This is a genomic window from Shewanella olleyana, assembly GCF_023283825.1.
GTDB lineage: Bacteria > Pseudomonadota > Gammaproteobacteria > Enterobacterales > Shewanellaceae > Shewanella > Shewanella olleyana.
The window spans coordinates 66,887-85,586 of record NZ_JAKILD010000016.1; the positions used below are offsets into that span (position 1 = coordinate 66,887).

An 18,700-nucleotide genomic window follows, 5' to 3' on the forward strand; every position below is an offset into this window, starting at 1 on the left:
CAAAAAGCCGCTACAGGAAAATGTAGCGGCTTTTTAATCGGAGTAAATTAATATAAGCATTAGTTTTCAAGTGATTTTAATCCACTCGTATCAACCCCCTTCATCACTTCGCGCTCCAATGCATGTTGCTCAGCAAGTTCATTAGCTTGCTTTTGCTGCTGTAATTTTTGTTGTTCAATATTCATTCTAACTTGTCTTTGAAGTGATTCTTGCTCCGTTTCGCATTGCCTGAAACCATCACTCCATCCTTGGGCGTAATCTGCTTCAGCATTAAAACGGTTAATATCCTTTTTGAACTCGTCGAACAAACTGCCACCCGCTTTATTGCCACTATCACAGCCATCTTGAAAGCCATCAGCATAAGCTAAAGGGTAACCTTGTTCGACCATGCTATCGCGAGTACTTTGACAAGCTGTAATAACGAATAAACTAAGCGGTATTAACAATAAAATAATTTTACTTTTCATCATAATGTTCCAATTTCTAGGGCAATAAAAAAGGACATGAATGTCCTTAATTTATCGAAATTTCAAAAGCGCTAGCTTCTAAACAAAGCTTCTACTGACAAACCTTGAGCCCCTAATACATCTTTCAATCGTTTCAATGCTTCTACCTGAATTTGGCGGACACGTTCACGTGTTAACCCAATTTCAGCTCCAACATTTTCTAATGTAGATGGCTCATAACCTAATAAACCAAAACGTCTCGCTAATACTTCTCTTTGTTTAGTATTCAGCTCGTTTAACCATCCTACAATTGAATGAGATAAATCTTCATCTTGTACTTTATAATCTGGCCCTACTGAATCATCGTCAGCAATGACATCAAGTAACGCTTTGTCATTATCGCCACCTAATGGGGTATCTACTGAAGTGATTTTCTCGTTTAGCTTTAACATGCGGCTTACATCGCTAGTAGAAACATCTAAAGTATCAGCGATTTCTTCTGCCGTTGGCTCATGATCAAGTTTTTGAGCTAGCTGTCTTGCGGTACGTAAGTACACGTTAAGCTCTTTAACGACATGAATAGGTAAACGAATAGTACGGGTTTGATTCATGATAGCTCTCTCGATGGTTTGTCTAATCCACCAAGTCGCATAAGTTGAAAAACGGAATCCTCGCTCTGGGTCAAATTTTTCGACCGCGCGAATAAGTCCTAGATTGCCTTCTTCAATAAGATCAAGTAATGCTAGACCTCGGTTGTTATACCTTCTGGCAATTTTTACAACCAAGCGTAAATTACTTTCTATCATGCGGTTACGAGACTTCTCGCAGCCTTTGAGTGCTTTACGTGAAAAGAAGACTTCTTCTTCTGCACTAAGCAAAGGGGAAAAACCGATCTCACCTAGATATAGCTGAGTGGCGTCAAGATTTTTTTGCAAATCATCTTGAACTTGTTGATCAATATCGGATTGCTGACCTTCTTTGGCACTTCCTGCCTTTGGCGCAACCTCTTGTGGTTGTTTAGCTAAATCCATAAGCTCTACTGCGACTGCAGCGTTTTGTTTTTGGCTCATATGGTGCTCTCCCAAACCTGGTAAATGTAAGTTAATTAGTGCACTTGCCTATCCTCCGTTTTAATGTGAACTAAACAATTAGCGTTTAGGTAAATAATTTAATGGGTTAACTGACTTACCATGTAGACGTATTTCAAAATGTAACATCACTTGGTTTGCCCCTGTGCTACCCATTTTCGCTACTGTCTGTCCGGCATTTACATACTGCTTTTCTTTGACCAATATTGAATCCGCATGGGCATATGCACTTAAAAAGTCGTCGTTATGTTTGATAATAACCAAATTGCCATAACCACGAAGTGCATTACCTGCATAAACAACCCTTCCATCAGCAGCAGCTTTGATAATATCTCCGCGTGAACCTGCAACCTTAATACCTTGGTTGCCCTGCTGAGTTGTAGAGAAATACCCTATAATCTTGCCTTTATTAGGCCAGTTCCACTTACTTACTTTATCAGGTAAGCCTGAAACAGGATTTTTCGCTACTTGAACTGTTTTTTCTGGGGTAGTTTTTACAGAATACGCAGGCTTAGCTTTGTGATCAAGCTCTTTTTTTGTACTACCTTTGCTACTTGACGCATTTGCTTGTTTTGTTGCTGTGGTTTGTTTTGGCTCAGTTTTCTTTACTGGCTTGGGTTTGCTGTTCGCTACAGCAACCGGCTTAGTGGTCGTTTTAGGGGCTGCTGGCTTGTAGAGCTTTAAGGTCTGACCAGGGTAAATGGTATAAGGCGCCTTTAGCTTGTTGTATGCGGCAATATCACTGAAGTCTTTACCTGCGCCCCATGAAATTGAATATAAAGTGTCGCCTCGTTTAACTTTATAGCTACCTGAGGTAATAGAACCTTTATTATATTTAGGGCCAGCTGTAGAAGAGATACTTTTTACAGGCGCAGGGCTATGGGCTTGAAAACTACAGCCTGATAAAAAAGTCAGTAAACAGATTACGCATAACCAATTGTGATACTTCAAACACTCTCTCCAGCTAAGATGGGAAATATCACCCTAATTAAGCAAGTTCACCATTAATTAATGGTACAAATTTAACCGCTTCAATGATTTGCGAATTAAATTCATTATTCTGACGTGTTATTTTTAGCAATTGCTGTGAATCTTCGCCCACAGGGATTACTAGTACGCCACCTTCAGAGAGCTGAGTTAATAATGCTTCAGGCACTGAAGCCGCTGCAGCTGTCACCATAATCGCGTCAAATGGCGCTTTATTTTGCCAACCTTTCCACCCATCACCGTATTTGAACGACACATTATGCAAATCCAAACGCTTCAACCTTTGTCTTGCTTGAATTTGTAGCGCTTTAATCCGTTCGATAGTACATAGCTGCGGTACAAGCTGAGCTAAAATGGCTGCTTGATAACCTGAACCAGTGCCTATTTCTAAAACTTTAACGGGATTATGTTGCAATAGTAATTCGGTCATACGAGCCACGATGTAAGGCTGAGATATTGTTTGTCCCTGGCCTATAGGTAGTGCTGTATTTTCATATGCTTTGTGTGCCAGTGCGCCGTCTAAAAATAACTCCCTTGGAGTATTAGACACAGCCTCTAACACTGCATTATTACTAATGCCGCCTTCATGTAATTTTCTAGCTAAATTGATAGCAACAGTTGAGGCTATCTGACTCATAGTTTGTTTATCCAGTTCTCTAAACCAGCAAGCTGGTTATATGCTGTTAAATCGACCGTTAACGGAGTTATAGAGACATAACCTTGTTCAACTGTACCAAAGTCAGTATCTGCGCTTGCATCTTGCTCTTTACCTGGTGGGCCGAGCCAATAAATATCACGTCCTGCAGGATCTTGCGTTTTAATCATGCCTTCAGCTTTATGTCTTGACCCTAAACGAGTCACCTTCATGCCTTTAATTTCTTCTAAAGGCAAGTCTGGTACATTCACATTTAAAATCTGATCGCTATCAACAGGATGTGCTAATAACCCTTGCACGATTTTGGCTGCATATACAGCCGCAGTTCGGTAATGTATGAGTTCTTTGCCGACAAGAGATACCGCAATCGCTGGTAAACCAAGGAACCGCCCCTCTGTCGCTGCTGCAACTGTGCCAGAATACAAAGTATCATCGCCCATATTTGCACCAGCATTAATACCAGAAACAACAATATCGGGCTCATCTTCACACAATTCTCTAATGGCTAAATGAACACAATCTGATGGTGTTCCATTAACCGCAATATACCCATTGTCTAAGTTATTAATTCTTAATGGATTCGTCAAGGTCAAAGAGTTGCTTGCAGCTGAGCAGTTTCGATCTGGTGCAACGACTTTTATATTGGCGATTTGGCTTAACGCTTCCGCTAACGCTTTAATACCAGGCGCCGTCACGCCGTCATCATTACTCACTAATATGTTAATCATGATGAAGGCTCTTGTTTAACATTTTGAGTTGATTTCGCTTCTGTTTCTGATGCAGAAAGTGAAGCTGTAGAACCAGCTAGGGCTTTTTGCTGTGCAAGTGCGTTTTGTTCAGCCACCATTTGTAAACGTTTAACTTCTTGTACATCTTGATAGTCCAGTAGCTCTCTTAACACTGATGTCGCATAGCTTCCTGCAGGCAGCATAAACTCTATAATTAAACTGTCTTGTTCAAATCGGTACTTCATGGCTTGCGGCTTTAACAGCAGTGGACGACGTTCTTGCTCCAACCCTGCCTGCTCAAGCCCTGCTAAATCCGTCGCTAAATCAGCTAATGCGGTTTGCTCAACCATGGCAGCATCCGCTTGAGGGAGGACAGTTCCACGCCCCCACAAAGGTGCTGATAATTGAATATCGTTATCAGCTAAACGTTTGAGCGTTGCAGGATCCCACTTTTCAGTGACAAAAAAGCTCTTGCTACCTGTTAGCATCACACAATCACCAGTTAAAGGCGCTACGCTGTGGTGGTTTAATCGATATGACACGGCTTGGTTAAATACATTTGATCTTACAGCAGACAAATACATACTGCGTTTTTTACGATCTTTAACCTTTTTTCCCGCGAGCATTTGCTGACCGAAAATCAGGTTTTTGCCTTGATGGCCAAAGCGCTGTTCACCAAAATAATTGGGGACGCCTGTTTCCATGACTTGCTGGATTCGTTTTTCAAGGGCTTGTTTATCTGACACGTTACGCAATGTCAGCTCAAAACAATTGCCTAATAAGGCGCCAATCCGTAACTTTTTACTATGTCGCTGGCTTGAAAGAATCGTTAACCGAGTTTGATTAGCCGCCTCACTCTCCACATCCGAGGTTGATAGAGAGTGCCAATCAGGTGTTTCTTTACCAGGAATGCGCACGCCAAACCATTGCTCAGTCACCGCATTTCTATCTTTTTGACCTGCGTAAGTCACTTCCTTTTGATGTACTTTGGCAAACTTAGCTAATATCTCGGCCACTTGATTGGTATTAAGGCCTTCTTTACGAACATGGATCATATGATGCTCACCTTCGCCAGTTGGACTAAAAGGCAGCATTTCCTTTACGATAAAATCACTATTGAAAGTGCGTAAGTCAGCGGTGCAAGTGGGTTTATCAAAAAGGTAATGTAGCGAGCTCATGTCATATTCTCAAAGTAACGGGTTTATTATTGCAAACGGTTTAAAATTGGTTTTATACAGACTTGGTCATCAACACCACTGATTCGACAGCTATACCTTCTTTACGTCCTGTGAAACCTAACTTTTCAGTTGTGGTGGCTTTGACATTGATATTATCAATCGATGTTTCTAGATCTTGAGCTAAGCATTCTCTAATCGCTTGTATATGCGGTAACATTTTAGGTGCTTGAGCTATAACGGTCACATCAAGGTTACCAATAACAAATTGCTTTTCATTCGCAAGTTTAAAGCAATGTCTTAGTAATACTCTGCTATCTGCCCCGGCAAATTCTGCATCAGTATCAGGAAAGTGCTTACCAATATCCCCTAAAGCCATCGCTCCTAAAATCGCATCTGAAACAGCGTGTAGCACTACATCGCCGTCAGAATGTGCAATTAAGCCTGTCTCATAAGGTACAGTAACGCCACCCAAAATGAGCGGTTTGTCACCGCCAAACTTATGTACATCAAAACCATGACCAATACGTATATTCATTATTGTAGATTACCGTTTATTATATGACTGTTATTAATAAATATTTTAATGATTAACTCTTTTTAATCAGGCTTGTTTAACTAAAGCGACTGAATGTTAGCCAAAAACAATTTAGCTAACTGTAAATCATCAGGGTGAGTCACTTTAATATTATCAGCTCTGCCAGAAACTAACCCAGGATTTACATCCGCCCACTCCATAGCACTGGCTTCGTCAGTAATATTGGCACCTTCTTTAAGGGCTAATGACAAATTCCGTTTAAGTTGCTGACTTGGAAATAGCTGCGGCGTTAATGCATGCCATAGATTGTCTCTGCATACGGTTGCTGCAATTTGCTCCCCAATACCAGCCTTGCTTTCAGCACTTGCAACGACACTTCTTTTCATTGTGTCTCTCACTGGCATAGCCAAAATTGCTCCTTGAGGGTGTATTTCACGGGAGTTGAGTAATTTATCAATATCAGTTTGAGTTAGACAAGGTCTGGCAGCATCATGGACTAATGCCCAAGTCGTGTGCTCACTCGTTTCATTATTGATATCATCATCTAAGGAATTCAAAGCTGCAAGGACAGAGTCTGCACGCTCATTTCCGCCTATTACCGTGACTATTTTTTCATGATTCGCTTGAGTTAATTTACCAAATAACTCATCTTCAGGGTGCAAAGCCACTATAACTTGGCTGATGTCTGGGTGCGTTATTAAACTATCCAATGTATGCGCAAGAATAGTTTGTTCGCCAAGCATAAGGTATTGCTTAGGAATCGCTGCGCCCATTCTGGCGCCAATACCAGCTGCTGGCACAATCGCGACAACAGATTGCTTTGCTGAATTCATAATGATTACTGACCAAATGTAGAATTGTTACGGGGATTATTGCCAACGACGCGATAAAAGGTCTCACCTTCTTTAACCATACCCAATTCGTTACGGGCACGCTCTTCAATGGCTTCTGTGCCGCTTTTTAAATCGATGATTTCTGCTTTAAGCACTTGGTTACGAGCGATGAGTTTGTTATTGCTTTCTTGCTGGCTGGCAATCTGCTTTTGCAGATTCATATACTGGGAAAGATTGTTCTCGCCTAACCAAAGTCGATACTGCAACAAGCCTACTAAGATAAACAGTAATAGTAAAAGTCGTTTCATAAATCGGTTATCAGCGATAATTATTAATATTAGTAACGCTATAGTACAACAAAAAAGGCCACCTAGTGGTGGCCTTTTTAAGATTTAGCAAAGATTAACCTTGGCCTTTCACTTCTTTAAGACCGTTATACGGTGCTTTTTCACCTAATGCTTCTTCGATACGAAGTAGTTGGTTGTACTTAGCAACACGATCAGAACGGCTTAAAGAACCCGTTTTGATTTGGCCTGCAGCAGTACCAACAGCTAGGTCAGCAATAGTTGCATCTTCAGTCTCGCCGCTACGGTGAGAGATAACAACAGTGAAACCAGCATCTTTAGCCATTTTAATTGCAGCTAAAGTCTCAGTTAAAGAACCGATTTGGTTAAACTTAATTAGGATTGAGTTAGCAATCCCATTGTCGATACCACGCTTTAGGATCTTCGTGTTAGTTACGAATAAATCGTCACCCACTAACTGAATTTGATCACCCATCAGTTTAGTTTGGTGAGCAAATCCATCCCAATCAGACTCATCAAGACCGTCTTCGATAGATACGATTGGGTATTGCTTAGTCAGATCTTGTAAGAAGTAATTAAATTCTTCTGAAGTGAATTTCTTACCTTCACCTTTAAGATCGTAGATGTTTGCTTCTTTGTCATAAAACTCAGATGCAGCACAATCCATCGCTAAAGTAATATCTTTACCTAACTCGTAGCCCGCGTTTGCAACAGCGTCTTTGATTGCTGCAAGTGCCGCTTCGTTAGATTCAAGGTTTGGTGCAAAACCACCTTCATCACCCACTGCAGTAGAGTGACCAGCAGCTTTAAGTACTTTAGCAAGGCTATGGAATACTTCAGCGCCCATACGTAGGCCTTCACGGAAATTAGCCGCGCCAACAGGTTGGATCATGAACTCTTGAATATCTACAGAGTTATCTGCATGCTCACCACCATTGATGATGTTCATCATTGGAAGAGGCATAGAGTAAACACCTGGTGTTCCGTTTAAGTCAGCGATGTGAGCATATAAAGGAACTTTCTTTGATGCTGCAGCCGCTTTAGCCGCTGCTAAAGAAACAGCTAAGATAGCATTTGCGCCAAATTTAGCTTTGTTTTCTGTGCCATCAAGGTCAATCATGATTTGGTCAAGTTCAGCTTGAGCCAATGCATCTTTACCTTTTAGTGCTTCAGCAATAGGACCATTAACAGCTTCAACTGCTTTTAGTACGCCTTTACCTAAGTAACGAGCTTTGTCACCGTCACGTAATTCTAAAGCTTCACGTGAACCAGTAGATGCACCAGAAGGAGCTGCAGCCATACCGAAAGAGCCATCAGCAAGATGGACTTCAGCTTCAACTGTTGGGTTACCGCGTGAATCCATGATTTCGCGACCAATGACATTAATAATGTTAGCCATAACTTCCTCGATAAATGTAAGATAAAATTAAATTAGAAAATCAATACCATTAATCAGCAACATTTTTACTTTTGAAGATTGATTATTGGTATTTCACTTTCAGTTTGGTAATTAACCACCAACTTGAAGCATAGCATAGACCTATTATCTTGACGCTTCAACTATCAAAGTGACAAGTTGGAATACACTATGAAAAAAAGCCATTGATGAGTTCATCAATGGCTTTCGTTATTTAGCTAGCTTCACCTTTTTGATGAGCATTAGCAGCGGCTACAAACCCTTCAAATAGTGGGTGACCATCACGTGGTGTTGAGGTGAACTCAGGGTGGAATTGACCAGCAACAAACCAAGGATGATTTGGTAGCTCAATCATTTCAACTAATTTACGGTCAGATGAAAGGCCACTAAACACTAAGCCTGCTTTCTCTAAGCGCTCAACATAGTTGTTGTTCACTTCAAAACGATGGCGATGACGCTCAACACAGGTATTAGAATTGTAAGCTGCAGCAGCTTTCGTACCTTCAGCTAAATGACATAGCTGAGCACCTAAGCGCATAGTACCGCCTAAATCAGACTCTTCATGACGAGTCTCAACGTTACCTTCTTCATTGATCCACTCAGTGATCAAGCCGATAACTGGATGTTGAGTTTCAGAGTTAAATTCGGTTGAATGCGCTTCTTCAAGCTTAGCTACGTTACGAGCGAACTCAATAAGAGCCACTTGCATACCTAGACAGATCCCGAAGTAAGGGATGTTGTTTTCACGTGCGTATTGCGCAGCAAAAATCTTACCTTCAACGCCACGCTCACCGAAACCGCCTGGAACCAAAATACCGTCTAAGCCAGTTAAGGCTTCTGTACCTTTTGCTTCAACGGTTTGCGAATCAACATATTGAATATTGACAGTAACGCGATTTTTAAGGCCTGCATGCTTTAATGCTTCATTAACTGATTTATATGCATCAGGCAGCTCAATGTATTTACCCACCATACCAATGGTAATTTCACCATTTGGATTAGCTTCTTGGTAAATCACATTTTCCCACTCTGATAAATCAGCTTCTTTACAGTCAATACCAAAACGCTTGATAACTAATTCATCAAGGCCTTGAGAGCGAAGTAAAGCTGGAATCTTGTAGATGCTATCAACATCTTTTAATGAAATAACCGCTTTTTCTTCTACATTACAGAACAGCGATATTTTCGCTTTTTCGTTTGCAGGAATTGCGCGGTCACCACGACAAACTAATACGTCTGGCGCGATACCAATTGAGCGTAACTCTTTTACAGAGTGCTGAGTTGGTTTAGTTTTAATCTCGCCTGCAGCGCCTAGGAACGGCACTAGAGTTAAATGCATGAATAAAGTGCGGTCACGTCCTAGCTCTGCACTTAATTGACGAATTGATTCTAAGAAAGGCAGTGATTCGATATCACCAACCGTGCCACCAATTTCTACGATAGCAACATCATGGCCTTCGCCACCTTCAAGTACTTTCTCTTTAATCGCATTAGTAATATGCGGGATGACCTGAATGGTTGCACCTAAATAATCACCACGACGTTCTTTACGTAGCACTTGCTCGTAAATACGACCGGTTGTGAAGTTATTACGACGGTTCATTTTGGTACGAATAAAACGTTCGTAATGACCTAAATCTAAATCAGTTTCAGCACCATCTTCAGTAACGAATACTTCACCATGTTGAGTCGGGCTCATGGTTCCTGGATCGACGTTAATGTATGGGTCCAGTTTCATAATGGTTACATTGAGGCCACGCGCCTCTAAAATTGCTGCTAGAGATGCTGCTGCAATGCCTTTACCTAGTGAAGAAACAACGCCACCAGTTACGAAGATATACCTTGTAGTCATGCTGAACCTGAGAATGTGAGTTTGAAAAATACGTGCTTGTAAGAAAGCACTAGGACGGGGCGACATTCTACCAAAATAGCTCGATAACAACAAACAATAAACTCATTAAATTGCGATAATAATGTTTACTAAGCCAACAACTTCATTCCATGTGTTTTTTAAACCATATAGGCAATAAAGAATTACTCTAGATTGCCGACGCTTATGCATCGGCTAGCGCTTAGTTAAACCAGCGCTTAGTTAAACCAGAGCTTAGTTAAACCAGAGCTTAATTGAACGAACCTTAACGCTTTATGTCTTTTCCTGTTGCTTAACTTGATCCCAATAAGTATCTAACTCCTCTAAGGAATGCTCATTCATAGGCTTACCACTTTTATCAGCAAAGCTTTCAACGCCTCTAAAACGTCGCTCAAATTTCTGATTAGCTTGTCGCAGCGCTTGTTCAGGCTCAACCCCCAAGTGTCTTGCCATATTCGCGACTGCAAATAACAAATCGCCCATCTCATCGACAACTCGCTCATGATAAATTTCTGGCTGCGCTGTTAAGTGCTGCGCCTCTTCCATGACTTCATCAATTTCTTCATGAACCTTTGCCACAACTGGGGCTAAATCAGGCCAATCGAACCCCACCTTAGCGACTCTTTTTTGGATTTTAATAGCTCGGTTCAATGCTGGTAACGCCACAGGAATATCATCGAGTAATGAAAACTGCTGTTTCTGTTCTCGTTCAGTTTGTTTGATGGCATCCCAGGATTGTTTAACCTTTTGTGCATCTGCTAGTGGCGATTCGGCATCATGAGTTGGAAAGACATGAGGATGGCGGCGAGTCAGCTTATTGCAAATTCTCTCTACCACAACAGCAAAATCAAACATACCCTGCTCACTTGCCAACTGGCAATAAAACACCACTTGGAATAGCAAGTCACCTAGCTCATCAGGCAGAGATTCAAAATCTGCTTGTTCAATTGCATCGACTACCTCATAAGCTTCTTCGAGCGTAAACGGTACAATCGTCGCAAATGTTTGCTGTTTATCCCAAGGGCAGCCTGTTTCAGGGTCGCGAAGCTTTTCCATTATGGTTAATAGTGGTTGGATAACATTGTGATGTTGCTGCAGGCCTTTTGACATAGGGAAATATCCGGTAAGTGCACAGGAAATTATAAAAAAAGGCGATAAACCTATTGATTTACCGCCCTCAATTTTTACATCAGCTTTAATGCTGCTGAGTTAATAGCTACTGAGCTATAAGCGTCTTGCTTCAATCACGCCTTCAATCTGACCCAGTTTAACTAATATACGCGATAAACCATCGAGATTATAAAGCTCTAATTCAAGATCTACAGCCGCAGTTTGGTTCTTTTCATCTGATGTAGAGCTCATCGCCATCACATTAGATTTCTCAGCAGCAAGTACAGTGGTCACATCTCGTAATAAACCACTTCGGTCATGGGCACTGACTTGTACCTTGATGCGATAACCACCAGAGTAATTCTCGCCCCACACCACTTCGATACTTCTTTCTGGGTGAGCGCGCATTAACTCTTTTACTTGAGGACAATCACTGCGGTGAACTGAAACGCCGCGCCCCATGGTGATATAACCAAAAATTTCGTCTCCTGGAACAGGTTTACAACAACTCGCAATATGACTCAGCAAATTACCTACACCATTAACTTCCACTTGCCCCTGCCCTTTTCGAGCAGGTTTGGGCTGCGAACGCTTAATGATTTCCTCAACGATTTCTTGCTCAGAATTTGACTCTTTTCGCAAACTCGTTTCAACATAGTTCACCACTTGGTTTAGGCGAAGATCGCCGCCACCAATTGCAGCTAACATGTCGTCCATTGAGTTCATGTTGAATCGTTCAACCGCCACTTGAGCATCTTTAATCTTTAGCGATACGCGAGCGAGTTCAGCTTCAAGTAATTCCTTACCAGCAATCATGTTTTTATCGCGGTCTTGCTGCTTAAACCAATGCTGAATTTTAGAGCGTGAACGAGACGACTTGATATAGCCTAAATTCGGGTTCAACCAGTCTCTTTTCGGGTTCGGATGCTTTGAGGTAATTATCTCAATTCGTTCGCCCGTTTCAACTTGGTAAGTAAATGGCACGATGCGTCCATCGACTTTTGCACCAATACATTTATGACCCACATGGGAGTGAATGTAGTAAGCAAAATCCAGCACGGTTGAACCTAATGGTAAATCAACAACTTCGCCATTAGGGGTAAATACATATGCTCGGTCTTCGAAAACCTGGCTGCGTACTTCCTCAACAAGGTTGCCTGTTTCAGCCACATCTTCTTGCCATAGTAAAATCTTACGCAGCCAGTTAATTTTCTCTTCATAGCCGCTTTGCTTACCACCAGCCGTGCCTTCTTTGTACTTCCAATGCGCTGCAACACCTAGCTCGGCATCTTGATGCATGGCTTCAGTACGGATCTGGATTTCAACAGTCTTACCTTCAGGCCCGACGACGACAGTATGAATTGACTGATAACCGTTAGGCTTTGGGTTCGCTACATAATCATCAAATTCACGGGGGATATGGTGCCAAAGCGTATGTACTACACCCAAAGCGCCGTAACAGTCTTGCAAGCGATCTGTGACAATACGCACAGCGCGCACATCAAACAGTTCATCGAACTTAAGATCTTTGCCTTTCATTTTGCGCCAGATACTATAAATGTGTTTCGGGCGGCCATACACTTTGGCTCTTATCTGATCGGCATCTAATCGTTCTTGCAGCTGAGTAACAAACTTATCGACAAACACTTCTCTATCGACGCGTTTACCGTCTAATTGTTGAGCAATATCTTTGTATACAACAGGATGAAGATACCTAAATGAAATGTCTTCTAATTCCCACTTAAGTTGACCAATACCGAGTCGGTTTGCCAGTGGCGCGTAGATGTCAGCAACTTCACGGGCAACCAATACTCGAGTTTCTTCATCAACGTTTTTTATCTCACGCAATAAGCGCAAGCGTTCGGCAAGTTTGATGACCACAGCACGAACATCTTCCACCATCGCAAGCAGCATTTTACGGATATTATCAATTTGCGGCTCAGCAGTGCGTGAGTCTTGACTGACTTTTAATGCACCAATGGCTTCCATCGTAACGACACTTGCCACCAGCTTGCTTAAGCTTTTGCCAAACTTCTCTTCGATATCTTCAATCGATAAAATGCCATCATCGTGTACGATAAATAATAAAGAGGCTTGAAGGGTTTCGATATCCATATTCAATGGCGCAAGAATTTCCACCATTTCACGAGCACGGTCTAATAAACCGCGATGAACATCTGGAGTCGAAGTGGGCAGCGCATCTAACTGTTTAATAAGATCCAGCAACATTTGGGCTTCTTCTTCGTTATCAAGATAACGGGTCACCCATTCGTCGATATTAAAATCGGCTGAATTAAAATGTGCTTCTCGAACTGAGACCATAATTAACTTCCTTATTGGTACTTATTTGCTACCAGTAAAACAAACCTGATTATATTGTCGATAAAAAGGCTATTGCAGATGCGCTCTGCATTATGACAAAAAAATCATCTTGAATGTTCAATAATCTATGTCAAATTAATATTAATCATTTTACAAATTCTTACTTAAAAAGCCGAGAACCGATTATTTATTCAACACTTTCTAGCTTAAACAAGATGTACGTATATCAGTTATCAATAATAAATCATCAGATTGCTAACGAATGTTCTATCGGCAACATTTCGCCCGCTAACATTGCCACCACTAATAATGCACCCGCTAACTAAGCATCACTTTGTTTCAAATAATGCCATTGCCTCAATATGATGAGTTTGAGGAAACATATCTAGCATAGTGAGCCGCTTTAATTTGTACCCTTGTTCGATTAACACTTGGCTGTCTCGCGCTAAACTTGCAGGGTTACAAGACACATAAACCACTTTTTTAGGCTTCATTTTTGAAAGCCACTGTAAACTTTCATAAGCGCCCGCTCTAGCAGGATCAAGTAATAACTTATCAATACGTCCAAGCCACTTGGCTTCTGATAAATCAGCACTTAAATCGGCATGAAAGAAACTTAAGTTAGTAAGCTTATTATCTAAGGCATTTTGTTTAGCTTGAGCGACCATTTCAGGCACTCCTTCAACACCAATGACATCGGCAGCTTGGGTAGCAAGAGGTAAGCTAAAGTTACCGACACCACAAAACAGGTCTAATATTCGCTCGTTTGCTTGTGGCTCGAGCCACTCTATCGCTTGTGCCACCATTAGCTCATTAATATCTGCATTGACCTGAACAAAATTGCCAGGGCTAAAGCGGCAATCAACTTGGCCATCAGCTAAACTATACTGTGGCAGCTTGATATCTGCGTCTTCGCTAGAACCCGTTGTAGAATGTAATGAATGAATCGCACTGTCATTGTCTTGCACTAACAAATTAATATTATGGCTTTTAGCAAAGCTAACTAATAACTGCTGATCGCCCAGCTTAAGCTGCTTAGTTATTCTCAGCACAGCAAACAAGCCATTTTCAGCTTCTGTGAGCTCCAAATGGCCTAATGTGGTTTTAGCTTGCAACTGATTAAGTAACTCAGTGAAAGGCGTGATGAGCACCGACAATGATTTTGCCAATACATCACATTGTTTGATTTGCACAATATCGCTACTGTTAGCCGCGCGAAACCCTAACTGTAAGGTTTTCGACTTTTTATCAAACAAAGTAGCTAAGCGAGCACGGCGACGGTAATGCCACTCATTGCCAGTAACCGCTGCTGTCACTATCGATTCATCAACCTTAGTTGCCAGCTTGCTGATTAAATTAGTTAGAGCTGATTGTTTATGCTCACGTTGGGCTTCAATGCTCATATGCTGTAAATCACAGCCGCCACATTGGTGATAATGTTGGCACTGGGCGTTAACCCGACTGGCTGTTGGATGGTCAACTTTTATTAATTTTGCTTTCGCATATTTCTTCTTTTGTTCGGTTAGTTGAGCTGTCACCGTTTCACCAGGAAGCGCACCCGGTACAAACACGACTTTCCCGTTATGCTGTGCAATACCTGCACCGAGGTGATCGAGTTGTGATACCGTTAAACTCAACTTTGCGGATAACTGCTTAGTCTTGTTTGGTTTTGCTTTAAAAAATTGCGCCATTTTGGCCTCTGGTTTTGAATAAATTACTGGTCAAGAGTGCTGTGTTTCTGGCAGTCTAGACAACATAATTGATAAAAGTCTTTAGGAATAATAACTTCACGATGAATAATGCTAACAACATGACCAAATACAGCCTCCGTTCATGGGTGCTGGTACTTGCGTTAGCACCTACTGTCATGGTGGGTATTCTACTTGGAAGTTACTTCACCATAAACCGTTTTTATGAACTTGAAGAAACCTTAATCGCTCAAGGTCGAAGTATTGTAGAACCTTTAGCCATTGCGAGTGAATTTGGATTAGTCACCGAAGATAGAGAAGCCAGTAAACGCTTATTAGCTGCATCACAACTTAATCATTCAGCATTAATCCACTCTATTGCAATTTTCGACATCGACAACCAGTTATTTGTCACCTCTCATTACCACAAAGATTTTGAAAGCATGCGCTACACCAGAGCGCTTGAATCCTTGATTGCCAGCCAATATGAAACCATAGACGACACTATGGTTATTCGAGTACCGATCATTTCTCATACGGGTGTCAATCAGCGCAATAATAATTACATTACCAATTCCTCCCCGACTCAAACTGCCGCGCCAACGCTGACAAATGCTGAAGGCCAGCAAATCCTTGGCTATATTTCTATTCTACTGAATAAAGAAAATGCCTTACTAGAGCAGCATCGCGCCGCCATTGCAGCGTTTGTGATAGTACTAATTGGTGTGCAGTTAAATCTATTTTTTACTTTTAGGTTGGTAAAACACGTTAACTACCCGATTACCGAAATGGTTAGGGTGGTGGCAAAAATCCGTGAAGGTAAGCTTGATACCAGATTAGATGGCCAACTCATTGGTGAATTAGATTTATTAAAACGTGGTATTAATGCCATGGCGAGCTCATTGTCTGAATATCATGATGAAATGCAGCAAAACATCGACCAAGCCACTTCAGATTTGCGAGAAACCTTAGAACAAATTGAAATTCAAAACGTTGAATTAGATTTAGCCAAAAAACGTGCCCTAGAAGCCAGCAGAATTAAATCCGAGTTCTTAGCTAATATGTCCCATGAACTACGAACGCCTCTTAATGGTGTCATCGGTTTCTCGAGACAATTAATCAAAACGCCTTTGCATTCAAGCCAGCTTGATTACATTAAAACCATTGAACGCAGTGCCAGTAACTTACTCGGTATCATTAACGATATTCTGGACTTCTCTAAACTTGAAGCGGGTAAAATGGTACTTGAAAAAATGCCATTCGCACTTCGAGAAACGATTTCAGAAACCGTCAGTATTGTCTCAGGCAGTGCCCAACAGAAAAACATCGAATTGGTTATTGATATCGATGATAACGTGCCAGAAAGTGTCAGCGGTGATGCTATGCGTGTTGGTCAAATCATGACTAACTTGATTGGTAATGCGATTAAATTTACTGACCATGGCAGCGTGGTATTAAAAATTCATCTTGTTGGTCAAAAAGATGAAAGCATTACATTGCGCTGTGAAGTCATTGATACAGGTATTGGCATTGACGAAAGTCAGCAAGAATATTTATTCCAAGCATTTGGTCAGGCAGATTCTTCAATTTCCAGACGCTTTGGCGGTACAGGTCTTGGCTTAGTGATTACTAAACGCCTAATTAATCAGATGGGGGGACAAATTGGTTTTACATCAACACCCAATAAAGGCTCAACCTTCTGGTTTATGCTGCCGTTAGAATTAAGTCAATTTCATATTGGTGAAGTGCTGCATCTCGAAACATTAAGAGATAAGACCCTATTATTGTTTGAAACTCGTGAATTAACTCGTGATACTTTCAATCGTCGCTTTGAAGCGTGGGGACTGCACTTAACCTCGGTAGGACAAGTAAATCATCTGGAAACGACGCTTTCATCAAGCCAAGTACACTATGATTATATCCTCATTAGTTGTCACGGTTTTAACGATGAAGAACAGTTGCTCGAATTTTTGAAAATTGCCAGAGAGAAAACCGCTTGTTTAGTATTACTGCATGACTGTATTGAGCAACAAGAGATTCTCAATAAAGCCTTACGCCCAAATACTGACATATTGATGAGTATGCCAATCAGTGACTACGATTTAGCCAATCAACTTATTCATCCACCAACCCAAACGGCGTTGCTAACTGAAATAAACCAAGACGTTGTTTATGAGCGCAAGAACTTAAGTGTATTGGCTGTCGATGACAATTTAGCTAACTTAAAGCTTATCGACACCCTGTTAAAAGAGATTGTGGTCAATGTTATCTCTGTCAACAATGGCGACGATGCCGTTAAATATGCCAAGCAACAGACGTTTGATGTCATCTTTATGGATATTCAAATGCCTGGCACAGATGGGATTACAGCCACTAAGTTTATTCGCCAAGAATCACTCAATCGAAACACTCCTATCATTGCTGTTACCGCTCACGCTATTGCAGAAGAGCGTGAATTGATTTTAGGCAGTGGTATGGATGGATACTTACCTAAACCCATTGATGAAGCAGCTCTAAAAGGCGTCATCAACCGCTGGATAAGCAAACCTAAATTTACTCATTTTGATATGCACACGCTTAATTGGGAGCTGTGTTTAGCCCAAACCAATCAAAAGCCAGATTTAGCGATTGAAATGCTGCAAATGTTGGTGACTTCATTACCAGAGAGTGTCAGCAATATTGAAACTGCGATGAAAGAGGCTGATAGCGATCTAATGTTGCAAACAGTTCATAAGCTTCATGGCGCAAGCTGCTACTGCGGCGTCCCTAATACCCAAAAGCTTTGCCAAGAGATAGAGTCAGCCCTGAAGAAAAAAATTAGCCTTGATGATCTAGAACCGGAAATACTAGAGTTACTTGATGAGCTAACTAAGGTAGAATCAGCAGCAAATCAAGTGATATCACAGTTATCAGCGGATGTTCCCAATGAGTAATAAACCCGGCTTTTTTAAACGTTTAAAAGCGTTATCTTTACCTCAAAAGCAATTATTTGCTACCGCACTTTGCCAGCGCATGCTACCTAACTACCAATTGTTTTCAGAAGTATGCGAGTTTGGTGAGCCAAAAATGTTAAGCACGGTATTGGACTTGCTTTGGCAGTCGCAGTACGACAAAAAACTTAAGTTTAACTACGACATTCACTTACAGCGTCTTGAAGATAACACACCCGAACCAAGTGATTTTGAAGCATACGGAGTGTACCCAGCGATGGATGCAGCGGTTGCTTTAACAACGCTTCTGGGTGGAATTCAAGGAAAAATAGAAGAAGACATTACTAATATCAGTAAACTGTCTTCAAGCACCGTCGCTAATTATATTGAAGCCATTAGCGTAGAAGAGTTACAAGACGAACTAAATGAAGAAGTCGTTGAAGAATTTGTTTTCAATCATCCAGTGATGCAAGAAGAAAAAGAACTTCAAGGAATGCTGCTAGATATTATCGAGAGCAACCCTAAAATTTCGGCTGAATTCATTAAAGAACTTCGAAAAGAAATTGTTGATGCGGGTGTTTCAAATATTGGGATTAGCGCTCAGTAAG

The 18,700-nt window shown here is 41.3% G+C and carries 16 protein-coding genes; 2 read left to right on the forward strand and 14 right to left on the reverse strand.

Features of this window, described 5'->3' with window-relative positions; genetic code table 11:
• Window positions 1-59: 59 nt before the first annotated feature.
• The 14 genes from L2735_RS12625 to rlmD all read right to left on the reverse strand — a co-directional run bounded on the left by L2735_RS12625 (window position 60) and on the right by rlmD (window position 15,165).
• On the reverse strand, window positions 60-470 hold the full coding sequence (locus L2735_RS12625) for a hypothetical protein (RefSeq protein ID WP_248985046.1): 411 nt from the start codon (window positions 468-470) through the stop codon (window positions 60-62).
• A 68-nt stretch (window positions 471-538) separates the two neighbouring features.
• Window positions 539-1,516, reverse strand: coding sequence for an RNA polymerase sigma factor RpoS (gene rpoS / locus L2735_RS12630; protein WP_153913378.1), 978 nt, complete (start codon window positions 1,514-1,516; stop codon window positions 539-541).
• Between the two features lie 78 nt (window positions 1,517-1,594).
• Window positions 1,595-2,485, reverse strand: coding sequence for a peptidoglycan DD-metalloendopeptidase family protein (locus tag L2735_RS12635; RefSeq protein WP_248985047.1), 891 nt, complete (start codon window positions 2,483-2,485; stop codon window positions 1,595-1,597).
• A gap of 37 nt (window positions 2,486-2,522) precedes the next feature.
• A complete protein-coding gene (locus L2735_RS12640; RefSeq protein ID WP_248985048.1) occupies window positions 2,523-3,158 on the reverse strand; it encodes a protein-L-isoaspartate(D-aspartate) O-methyltransferase in 636 nt (211 codons plus the stop codon).
• Entirely contained in the window at window positions 3,155-3,904 is a 750-nt protein-coding gene (gene surE, locus L2735_RS12645; protein WP_248985049.1) for a 5'/3'-nucleotidase SurE, read from the reverse strand. The genes L2735_RS12640 and surE overlap by 4 nt, the downstream gene beginning before the upstream one ends.
• Window positions 3,901-5,082, reverse strand: a complete 1,182-nt coding sequence (gene truD, locus L2735_RS12650) for a tRNA pseudouridine(13) synthase TruD (RefSeq protein WP_248985050.1) — start codon at window positions 5,080-5,082, stop codon at window positions 3,901-3,903. The genes surE and truD overlap by 4 nt, the downstream gene beginning before the upstream one ends.
• 52 nt (window positions 5,083-5,134) lie before the next feature.
• A complete protein-coding gene (gene ispF, locus L2735_RS12655; protein WP_248985051.1) occupies window positions 5,135-5,617 on the reverse strand; it encodes a 2-C-methyl-D-erythritol 2,4-cyclodiphosphate synthase in 483 nt (160 codons plus the stop codon).
• 80 nt (window positions 5,618-5,697) lie between these two features.
• The gene (gene ispD / locus L2735_RS12660) at window positions 5,698-6,450 is read right to left on the reverse strand and encodes a 2-C-methyl-D-erythritol 4-phosphate cytidylyltransferase (protein WP_248985052.1); all 753 of its coding nucleotides are present in this window, start codon (window positions 6,448-6,450) and stop codon (window positions 5,698-5,700) included.
• 5 nt (window positions 6,451-6,455) lie between these two features.
• Window positions 6,456-6,758 carry a cell division protein FtsB gene (ftsB, locus tag L2735_RS12665; protein WP_153913385.1) on the reverse strand — a complete coding sequence of 101 codons (303 nt, stop codon included), beginning with the start codon at window positions 6,756-6,758 and terminating at the stop codon, window positions 6,456-6,458.
• A gap of 94 nt (window positions 6,759-6,852) precedes the next feature.
• Window positions 6,853-8,154 (reverse strand): phosphopyruvate hydratase, encoded by a 1,302-nt coding sequence (gene eno / locus L2735_RS12670; RefSeq protein ID WP_248985053.1) that lies wholly within the window; start codon window positions 8,152-8,154, stop codon window positions 6,853-6,855.
• A 232-nt stretch (window positions 8,155-8,386) separates the two neighbouring features.
• Window positions 8,387-10,024: a CTP synthase gene (gene pyrG / locus L2735_RS12675; protein WP_248985054.1), complete on the reverse strand. Its 1,638-nt coding sequence runs from the start codon at window positions 10,022-10,024 to the stop codon at window positions 8,387-8,389.
• 291 nt (window positions 10,025-10,315) lie between these two features.
• Window positions 10,316-11,152, reverse strand: a complete 837-nt coding sequence (gene mazG / locus L2735_RS12680) for a nucleoside triphosphate pyrophosphohydrolase (RefSeq protein ID WP_248985055.1) — start codon at window positions 11,150-11,152, stop codon at window positions 10,316-10,318.
• A 114-nt stretch (window positions 11,153-11,266) separates the two neighbouring features.
• Window positions 11,267-13,474 carry a GTP diphosphokinase gene (gene relA, locus L2735_RS12685; protein WP_248985056.1) on the reverse strand — a complete coding sequence of 736 codons (2,208 nt, stop codon included), beginning with the start codon at window positions 13,472-13,474 and terminating at the stop codon, window positions 11,267-11,269.
• 329 nt (window positions 13,475-13,803) lie between these two features.
• A complete protein-coding gene (rlmD, locus tag L2735_RS12690; RefSeq protein ID WP_248985057.1) occupies window positions 13,804-15,165 on the reverse strand; it encodes a 23S rRNA (uracil(1939)-C(5))-methyltransferase RlmD in 1,362 nt (453 codons plus the stop codon).
• Between the two features lie 119 nt (window positions 15,166-15,284).
• Here rlmD and barA point away from each other — a divergent pair, with 119 nt between their 5' ends.
• Both barA and L2735_RS12700 read left to right on the forward strand, forming a co-directional pair.
• A complete protein-coding gene (barA, locus tag L2735_RS12695) occupies window positions 15,285-18,095 on the forward strand; it encodes a two-component sensor histidine kinase BarA (protein WP_428848312.1) in 2,811 nt (936 codons plus the stop codon).
• Window positions 18,088-18,699 carry a YjaG family protein gene (locus tag L2735_RS12700; protein WP_248985059.1) on the forward strand — a complete coding sequence of 204 codons (612 nt, stop codon included), beginning with the start codon at window positions 18,088-18,090 and terminating at the stop codon, window positions 18,697-18,699. Before barA ends, L2735_RS12700 begins: the two co-directional genes overlap by 8 nt.
• Window position 18,700 lies beyond the last annotated feature (1 nt).